This window comes from Allobosea sp. 05T422_2 (assembly GCF_056396265.1).
Genome location: NZ_JBFTLD010000098.1, coordinates 22432 through 30841, shown reverse-complemented (window position 1 = coordinate 30841; position 8410 = coordinate 22432). Strand labels below are relative to the sequence as shown.

The window sequence follows — 8410 nt, the reverse complement described above, 5'->3', positions numbered from 1 at the left end:
CGGCTGATGGATGCGCTGATGGCGTTCCCCTCCATCGTGCTCGCCATGGTGGTCAGCGCGGTGCTCGGCGCCTCGCTGACCAATGTCGTGATCGCCCTGTCGATCGCCACCATGCCTCACACGGCCCGTATCGTCCGCGCTTCGGTGCYGGTCGCGCGCGAACTCGACTATGTCGAGGCCGCCCGCTCGCTCGGCGCGGGCGAATTGTCGATCCTGTTCCGGCATGTGCTGGTCAACGCCATGGGGCCGCTGATCGTCCGGCTGACCTATGTCTTCGCCGTCGCCATCCTGGCCGAAGCCGCGCTCTCCTTTGTCGGCGCCGGACCGCCACCGCCGGCACCCTCCTTCGGCGCGATCATCGCCCAGGGCCGCGATTTCATGCGCGAGGCGCCGTGGATCACGATCTTCCCGGGGCTTGCGATCGTCCTGTCCGTGCTCGGCCTCAACCTGMTCGGCGACGGTCTGCGCGACGCCCTCGATCCGCGTTCGACCATGTAGCCACCGCCATCCCGAAGGCCGGCGCGGAGAGCCGCGCCCGAGCGATAAACCGGAGACCAGACGTGAAACGCATCCTCATCGCCGAATGCAAGCAGGAGATCTCGTCGTTCAATCCGCTGCCGTCGGGCTACGGCAATTTCCACATCAGGCGGGGGGACGCGCTCTATGAGCAGCGCGGCACCAACCAGGAGATCGGTGGCGCGCTGGCCGTGTTCGAGGCGCGCGGTGACATCACCGTGGTGCCGACCATCGGCGCCCGCGCTGGCAGCGCCGGCCTGCTTTCCGCCGAAGGCTGGAAGCGCCTGTCGCAGGAGTTCCTCGACGCCGTCTTCGCGCGTCTCGACGGCATCGACGGCATTTATATCTGCTTGCACGGCGCGATGGCAGCCGAGGGCGAACTCGACCCGGAGGGCTACCTGCTCGAGGCGCTGCGCAAGCGCGTCGGGCCGGACATGCCGATTGTCATCTCGCTCGACCTGCATGGCATCCTGACCGATCGCATGCTGCGGCAGGTCAACGGCTTCGCGATCTACTGGACCTATCCGCATGTCGATTTCGCCGATACCGGGCGCCGCGCCRCCGCGCTGCTGCTGCGCCTGATGGAGGGCGGGCTTCGCCCTGTCGCCGCACGCGTCGTCATGCCGACGCTGGTCCGCGGCGACGAGCTCATCACCAAGACCGGCTGCTATGGCGATCTCCTGCGCGACTGCCGGCGTCTCGAGGAGGAGGGCAGGGCGCTGGCCGCCGGCATCATGATCGGCAATCCCTTCACCGATGTGCCGGAACTGTGCTCGCAGGTCCTGATCCTGACCGACGGTGACGCGGCCACGGCTGAACGCGAGGCGCTTCGCCTCGCCGAGGAATTCTGGCCGCAACGCTTCCGGATGCAGGGCAAGCTGATCGGGCTCGAGCGCGCCATCGCCCAATCCCAGACGATGGCAGGGCCGCTGATCTTCACCGATGCGGCCGACGCCACCTCCTCGGGCGCGTCGGGGGACAGCAACGCCATCATCGCGGCTTTGTACGCGGCCGGCTACGGCGGCAGGGTCCTGGCGCCATTGGTCGATGCCGGGGCGGCCGCAGCCGCGCACAAGGCCGGCGTCGGCGCGACGATCAGCGTTGCGCTGGGTGGCGCCATCGACCCCGCCCGCTTCACGCCGATGCAGGTCGAGGCCAAGGTCAAGCTGCTCTCGGATGGCGAAGCGCTGCTGGAAACGATGAAGGCGCCGCTTGCGGCAGGCCCGACGGCGGTGCTGACCTTGGGCCCGTTCACGATCGTGGTCATGAGCCATTCGGTTAGCCTGTTCGACCGGGCGATGTATTACGCCAACGGCCTGAACCCGCAGGATTTCGACCTCGTCGTGGTCAAGTCGCCCCATACCGAGCACCACATGTTCGAGCAATGGTGCGAGCATAATTTCAACATCGATGCGCCCGGTGCGACCTCGGCCAATCTGAAAAGCCTCGGGCACAGCATCTGCGCCCGGCCGATGTATCCGCTCGAGGCCGATGYGGCCTTCGCGCCGAACCCCGTCATCTACACGCTGTGAAGGACAAGCCCGTGCCGACGATCGATGCAGTCGATTTCTTCTACCTGTCCATGCCCGTGGTGACGGACGAGGCCGATGGCAGCCAGGATGCCCTGCTGGTGCGGGTAGCCGCCGGCGGCCAGATCGGCTGGGGCGAGTGCGAGGCAGCCCCGTTGCCCTCGATCGCAGCCTTCATCTGCCCGATGTCGCATGGGGTCTGCCGCCCCGTCGCCGATTCCGTTCTCGGCAAGCCGCTCGAAAGCCCGGCCGATATCGCGCAGATCTCGGCTGACGTCGCCTATAACTCGATGGACCTGCTGCAGGCGCCGCACACCTTGTCGGGCGTCGAAATGGCGTTGTGGGATGTGCTCGGCAAGCTGCGCGGAGAGCCCGTTTGGCGCCTGCTCGGCTATGAGCGCAGCCACCCCAAGACGCCCTATGCCTCGGTGCTGTTCGGCGACACGCCGCAGGAGACGCTGGCGCGCGCCCGCGATGCGAGAGCGCGCAACTTCCGGGCCGCCAAGTTCGGCTGGGGGCCGATCGGGCGGGGCAGCGTCGCCGCGGATGCCGAGCATTTCGTCGCCGCGCGCGAAGGGCTTGGCGCAGACGGCATCCTGCTGGTCGATACCGGCCAGATCTTCATCGAGGATGTCGAGCGCGCCGCCGCAAGACTGCCCGCGCTGGAGAAGGCAGGCGCGCTCTGGTTCGAGGAGCCGTTCCAGGCGAGCGCCGTCGACGCCTATGCGGCCCTGGCCAAGCGCAGTTCGACCGTGCGCCTGGCGGGCGGGGAGGGTGCCCATAACGTCCATATGGCGAAGCAGCTGATCGATCATGGCGGCGTCGGCTATATCCAGATCGATTGCGGCCGGATCGGCGGCGTCGGCCCGTCCAAGGAGGTGGCCGACTACGCCGTTGCCAGGGGCGTGACCTTCGTCAATCACAGCTTCACCTCGCATCTGGCGCTCTCGGCCTCGATCCAGCCCTATGCCGGCCTGAAGGACCACGTCATCTGCGAGTATCCGGCCATGCCAAAGCCCGTCGCGCTCGCCTTCACCCGCAACCACCTGGAAAGGGACGGGAATGGCGACATCAGCGTCCCGGACGCGGTCGGGCTGGGGCTGGAGATCGACGAGGAGGGCATCCGCCAGTATCTCCAGGATGTCGAGATCAAGGTGAACGGCAAAGTGCTCTACGCGACGCCGCAGATCTGAGGCGGGGCCTGACGGGGCTAGAGTCCTGTCAACTTCAATGCGGCTGCGGGCAAACGCTCCCCGGTCAAGGTCATCGTCGACAGGGCCTGATCGATCTCGTGGAGATCGGCCGCGGTCAACTGCACCGCGGTCGCTGCGATGTTCTCCTCGAGGCGATGAGGTTTCGTCGTGCCGGGGATGGGAACGATCCACGGTTTCTGCGCCAGGAGCCAGGCCAGCGCGATTTGCGCGGGCGTCGCGCCCTTGTCCTCGGCGACGTCCTCAATGAGCGTGACCAAGGCTGCATTGGCCTTGCGGGCTTCCACCGAGAAGCGTGGCACTGCATTGCGGAAATCCGTCGGTTCGAAGGTCGTGTTGCCGTCGATCTTGCCGGTCAGGAAACCGGCGCCGAGCGGGCTGAACGGCACGAAACCGATGCCGAGCTCTTCGAGCACAGGCAAGATCTCCGCTTCCGCGTCGCGATAGAACAGCGAGTATTCGCTCTGGACGGCAGCGACGGGATGAACCGCATGCGCCCTGCGGATCGTCGCCGCGCCGGCTTCGGACAGCCCGAAATGGCGGACCTTGCCTTCCGCGACCAGGGCCCGGACTGCGCCGGCCACCTCCTCGATGGGAACCTCGGGATCGACACGGTGCTGGTAGAATATATCGATGACATCGGTGCGAAGTCGCTTCAGGGACGCCTCGGCGACGCGCCTGATATGCTCGGGCCGGCTGTTCAGCCCTGGGCGCCGTTCTCCGGAATTCTGGTCGATGTCGAACCCGAACTTGGTCGCAATGACGACGTGCTCGCGGATCGGCGCGAGCGCCTGACCCAGGAGCTCCTCATTGACGAACGGCCCATAGGACTCGGCGGTGTCGAACAAGGTCACCCCTCGGTCGAAGGCCCGGCGGATCAGCTCGACGCCGGCTTTCCCCTCGACGGCTTGGCCATAACCATAACTCAGGCCCATGCAGCCGAGACCGAGCGCCGACACGCTCAGGCCGCTCTTGCCGAGTGTCCGTTTCTGCATGGTCCACCTCACACTCTGCTCACGATGTTGATGGCGCGTATGTAGCGAGCGTGGCCCGCGGTGATTAGGAGTTATAATCCGCAAGAGCTCATAAGGTCCCCTAATCAATGGCGCAGCCGAACTTCAACGATCTCGCTGCCTTCGCCATGGTGGCGCGGGAGCGCAGCTTCACCAAGGCCGGGGCCAAGCTGGGCGTCTCGCAATCGGCCCTGAGCCAGACGATCAAGGCACTCGAGGAACGACTGAAGCTGCGCCTGCTGACCCGTACGACGCGCAGCGTCGCGCCCACGGAAGCGGGCAAGAGACTTCTGGAGACGGTCGGTCCGCGCTTCGAGGAGATCGAGGCGGAGATCGCGGCGCTCGGCGAGTTGCGAGGTAAACCCGCGGGAACGGTACGCATCACGGCCGGAGAGCACGCGGCGGTCGCCATGTTGCAGCCGGCCCTGCGCAAATTCCTGCCGGATCATCCCGACATCACGGTCGAGATCATCGTCGATTATGGCCTCGTCGATATCGTCGCGGCTGGCTACGACGCCGGCGTGCGCCTTGGCGAGCAACTGGCGAAGGACATGATCGCGGTTCGCATCGGCCCGGAGATGCGCATGGCCGTGATTGGCTCGCCGGACTATTTCGCCCGCTACGGCATTCCCGAGACTCCTCAGGACCTGACCGCTCATAACTGCATCGCGTCGCGCCTGCCGACCTATGGCGGCCTCTTTGCCTGGGGGCTGGAAAAGGACGGCCGCGAGATCAAGGTCCGCGGCGAGGGGCAGCTTGTGTTCAACAGCCTCGCCATGCGGCTGAACTCCGCCTTGGACGGGTTGGGGCTCGCCTATCTGCCAGAGGATCAGGCCATCCCGCATATCCGGGACGGGCGCCTTGTGCGCGTGCTGGAGGATTGGTGCCCGCCATTCCCTGGCTATCACCTGTACTATCCGAGCCGCCGGCATGTCTCGCCGGCCCTGGCCGTCCTGATCGACGTCCTGCGCTACCGGGAATGATCTCGCCGGTGAAGCCGATGGCGGTCGCGCTACGTCATGCCTGGCTGGCCTGACCGGGCTCCGCGCCTGGCAATTCCCGTTGGCGATTGCTGCCGATGGGCCAGCCGGGCTGGACGAGCTTCAGGCCGTAATAGGTTGCGACCATGAACAGCCCGGCGGCAGCCGCGCAATGGATGAAGAAGCCCGCCACCGCTTCCTCGAAATTCCACCAATCCAGTGTCGTCTGCATGGAAAGCCTGGTTCCGAGCCCGAGGACGATGCAACTCCAGGCGCCGTGGACGGCGATCGTCACTGCTGCTGCCCGCAGCAGGAGCGTTCGCAGCCTGCTGGGCGTTCTGATGCCGAACAGGTTGCGGGCCACGCCCATCAGCATCGGMCAGCGCAGCCCGAGATGGATCGCGACGATCACCAGGACCCAGTAGGCGGCAAGGGTGTGGATCTGCCGAATGGTGAAGCCGCCCCAGGCCGGCAGATAGGCGGCAAGGGCATGCGAGATCAGCACGCTGGTCGCGACCAGCGCCAGCATGGCGATCAGGAGCGCGACGGTGACGCTGATGTTGAACAGGCTGCGCGGCCCGTGCCGGGTCCGTGCGACGGCGCCATACCAGCGCCGGTTGAAGACGTTATGGGCGATCAGGAGCAGGAACAGCGCCGTTCCCGCGATCTCATGGATGGGGTTGCCAAGCCACCAATAGGCAAACCCGAGCAGCAGCAGGCCGGCCGCCAGAGCGTCGAGCCATAGCCGGGATATGAAGAGAGAACTCACCTTCGTGCTCCCCTGGACCTATTCGACCGGCTTGCCGTCGAAACGGGGGATGCGATAGCCGGTGAAGAGGAATTCGCTGCCCGACTGGCTCTGGTGGCAGGACTGGCAGCGGGCGGTGTTCTCGCTCGTGTTGATCGTCCGATCCGGCCAGAACCACTGGAACTGCCAGTCGCCGGTGCGGCGGTCGTCGTCGTAATCCGCGCCCCAGTTCTGGCCCTTCTCCATCACGAAGTAGCGGAACAGCTTGCCGTCGCGATGGTCGACCAGCACGAAATGGGTTCCGGCCGGCACTGGCTGGCGGTTCTTCACGGCCTCGATCGCCGCGGGCGTCGTCATGATATGTTCGGTGACGTTGCCGCGCCGGACGGTGGTGTAGTGGACCAGCGTGTCGAGTTCGGGAAACGTCACCCTCGTGGCCTCCGCATGGACCCGCCAGCCCACCGTGAGGACGGCGGCCATGGACAGGCTTGCCAGGGCGATCTGAAGCGTAGGCACCTTCATGAATGGGTTGTCCTTGGATTGCTCATTGGAGACATGATTGCTTCTGGCCGCGGCCGTGCCGTCGAGGGCCGGGGAGGTCGCGGAATGGCCACGCCCTGCGTTGCAGAGGGGCTGCGCCGACCGTTCGCTCCATCGGGACCAGGTGGTGCAAGCTCTGGAACGACCATCCCGGGCCTCATTTCGGCTTGAACACGTCGCGCGCAACCGCGACCGCCGAAACGGCGTTCGGCCAGCCCGTGTAGAAGGCGAGCTGCGTGATCGCCTCGACGAGCTCTTCCTCCTTCACGCCGTTCTGCCGCGCCAGGGCGAGATGGGACCGCAACTGATCAGGGCGGTTCATGGCAATGAGAGCGCTGACGGTGACCAGGCTGCGGTCGCGCCTGGAGAGGCCTGGCCGCTCCCAGATGTCGCCGAACAGGACAGTGTCGGTGAGCTCGGCCAGCTTTGGCGCGATATCGCCCATCAGGTGCTGCGCCCGGGAAGGCGGCTTTGGCGTCGCCGGCTGGGCCGGGGCTGGCGCCTGGGGTTGGGCGTAGGAGGTCGTTGCGTGGCCAGCAGCGAACAGGCATGTGGCGGCGAGCAGGGCACGCGCGAGGGGGCTCATGGTGGGGCTTTCCTTGTCCGAATGAGTGGCCGCGACAGGCATGCGCCGTCGTCGTGCCGGCGAGAGTGCTGGGAGTGATCAGTCCAGCTGCTTGTCCGCCAGGAAGCGCGAGACCTGGTCCGCAATCTCGATGTTGTTCAGGTCCGAGAACGGGAAATGCGTGTTGCCCCGTATGCCGATCTCCGGCAGGTGGACCAAAGTGACTTGGCCGCCACGCTTGTTGACGGTGTCGCGCCAGATCCGAGCCATCTCCAGCCGGCCACGCCAGGCGTCCTGGGTCGGAACATCGGACGCCTTCGACGGGATATTGTCGCCGTAGAAGATGATGATCGGCAGCTTGGTCAGTGCCATGAAGTCCGACATCGGCACCGGCGTGCCTTCAAGCGTGTCGAACGCGGTCGGCACAGGCTTCGGCAGCTCGCCCTGCGGGAAGACGAAGCCGCTGCCGGGCTCGAAGGCGACGATCGCCTTGACGTTTTTGCTCTTGATCGCGGTCAGCCAGCCTGGCCCGCCGCTCTGCGAATGCGTCATCAGGATGCCGGGACCGATCCTGGCGAACAGCGCCGACACGCCATCGGAAATCAGGTTTGCATCGAACGGGCCGGTGTTCGGGGTCATGGCACGGAAATACTGGTTCAGCGTCTCCGGCTTGCGGTCGAACTGGACGCCGTMGAAATAGGTCGGCCAGATGCCGACGCGGAACTGGCCGAACCAGAACTGCTCGTCGGGAGTCGGCTTGATAGTCGCCTCGACCGTGCTGCGGCCGGCATTGCCGCGCCGCGGCTGGTCGATGAGATAGGTCGCGAAACGGCGGCGCAGGAAAATGTTCTGGAAGCCTTCGCGCCCGTCTGGTGTCGTCTCCCAGGTCTTCGAGAATTGCCCGGCCCCGTGCCACATCACGATGGGGAGTTTCCGCGGGGCGACCGGCAGCTGGTAGAAGGCGTAGAGATGATCGCCATGGAAGGTCTGCCCGGCCGGCTGCAGGGGTTTCATCGCATCGAATGTGCCCGGGGCGCTGGCGATCACGCCGCCGACCGCGAAACTGCCCTGGTCCTGAATGACCAAAGGCTCTGGCTTCCCGGCAGATTGTGAAAGCGCAGGCGTCAGACTGAGCAGACCGGTCGCGATCAGGATGGATGGAAGCAGGAATAGCGTCTTGATCGTCGGCATGCGCCCCTCGGTTGCTGCGTCAGCTTCGCGGGGAACCTAACGATCTGGCCGATATTCGATTAGGCTCAATGATTCACTAGGACAGATAAGCGGTGCTAATGAATGCCGGCGGTGCCG

The 8410-nt window shown here is 65.7% G+C and carries 9 protein-coding genes; 4 read left to right on the top strand and 5 right to left on the bottom strand.

Annotated features, from left to right (window positions below; genetic code table 11):
* From AC1DJT_RS18000 to AC1DJT_RS17990, 3 genes are all read left to right on the top strand, one after another.
* On the top strand, positions 1-498 hold a 498-nt coding region (locus AC1DJT_RS18000; RefSeq protein WP_476834567.1), incomplete at its 5' end, for an ABC transporter permease.
* A gap of 62 nt (positions 499-560) precedes the next feature.
* On the top strand, positions 561-2048 hold the full coding sequence (locus AC1DJT_RS17995) for a M81 family metallopeptidase (RefSeq protein WP_476834566.1): 1488 nt from the start codon (positions 561-563) through the stop codon (positions 2046-2048).
* 11 nt (positions 2049-2059) lie between these two features.
* The gene (locus AC1DJT_RS17990) at positions 2060-3238 is read left to right on the top strand and encodes a mandelate racemase/muconate lactonizing enzyme family protein (protein WP_441504675.1); all 1179 of its coding nucleotides are present in this window, start codon (positions 2060-2062) and stop codon (positions 3236-3238) included.
* Between the two features lie 17 nt (positions 3239-3255).
* Here AC1DJT_RS17990 and AC1DJT_RS17985 read toward each other — a convergent pair whose 3' ends face one another.
* Positions 3256-4251 (bottom strand): aldo/keto reductase, encoded by a 996-nt coding sequence (locus AC1DJT_RS17985; RefSeq protein ID WP_441504674.1) that lies wholly within the window; start codon positions 4249-4251, stop codon positions 3256-3258.
* 107 nt (positions 4252-4358) lie between these two features.
* Between AC1DJT_RS17985 and AC1DJT_RS17980 the strand changes: the two genes are divergently transcribed.
* Positions 4359-5252 (top strand): LysR family transcriptional regulator, encoded by an 894-nt coding sequence (locus tag AC1DJT_RS17980; RefSeq protein WP_441488586.1) that lies wholly within the window; start codon positions 4359-4361, stop codon positions 5250-5252.
* A 34-nt stretch (positions 5253-5286) separates the two neighbouring features.
* Here AC1DJT_RS17980 and AC1DJT_RS17975 read toward each other — a convergent pair whose 3' ends face one another.
* The 4 genes from AC1DJT_RS17975 to AC1DJT_RS17960 form a co-directional block, all read right to left on the bottom strand.
* Entirely contained in the window at positions 5287-6018 is a 732-nt protein-coding gene (locus AC1DJT_RS17975) for a DUF4405 domain-containing protein (protein WP_476834565.1), read from the bottom strand.
* An 18-nt stretch (positions 6019-6036) separates the two neighbouring features.
* Positions 6037-6519, bottom strand: coding sequence for a cytochrome P460 family protein (locus AC1DJT_RS17970; RefSeq protein ID WP_441504673.1), 483 nt, complete (start codon positions 6517-6519; stop codon positions 6037-6039).
* Between the two features lie 175 nt (positions 6520-6694).
* The gene (locus AC1DJT_RS17965) at positions 6695-7123 is read right to left on the bottom strand and encodes a carboxymuconolactone decarboxylase family protein (protein WP_476768244.1); all 429 of its coding nucleotides are present in this window, start codon (positions 7121-7123) and stop codon (positions 6695-6697) included.
* 78 nt (positions 7124-7201) lie between these two features.
* Positions 7202-8293: an alpha/beta hydrolase gene (locus AC1DJT_RS17960; protein ID WP_476834564.1), complete on the bottom strand. Its 1092-nt coding sequence runs from the start codon at positions 8291-8293 to the stop codon at positions 7202-7204.
* Between the last annotated feature and the right edge of the window lie 117 nt (positions 8294-8410).

Coding starts and splice junctions, on each gene's coding strand:
- AC1DJT_RS17965 (WP_476768244.1), bottom strand. CDS start 7,123: ATGAGCCCCCTCGCGCGTGCCCTGCTCGCCGCCACATGCCTGTTCGCT.
- AC1DJT_RS17985 (WP_441504674.1), bottom strand. CDS start 4,251: ATGCAGAAACGGACACTCGGCAAGAGCGGCCTGAGCGTGTCGGCGCTC.
- AC1DJT_RS17970 (WP_441504673.1), bottom strand. CDS start 6,519: ATGAAGGTGCCTACGCTTCAGATCGCCCTGGCAAGCCTGTCCATGGCC.
- AC1DJT_RS17980 (WP_441488586.1), top strand. CDS start 4,359: ATGGCGCAGCCGAACTTCAACGATCTCGCTGCCTTCGCCATGGTGGCG.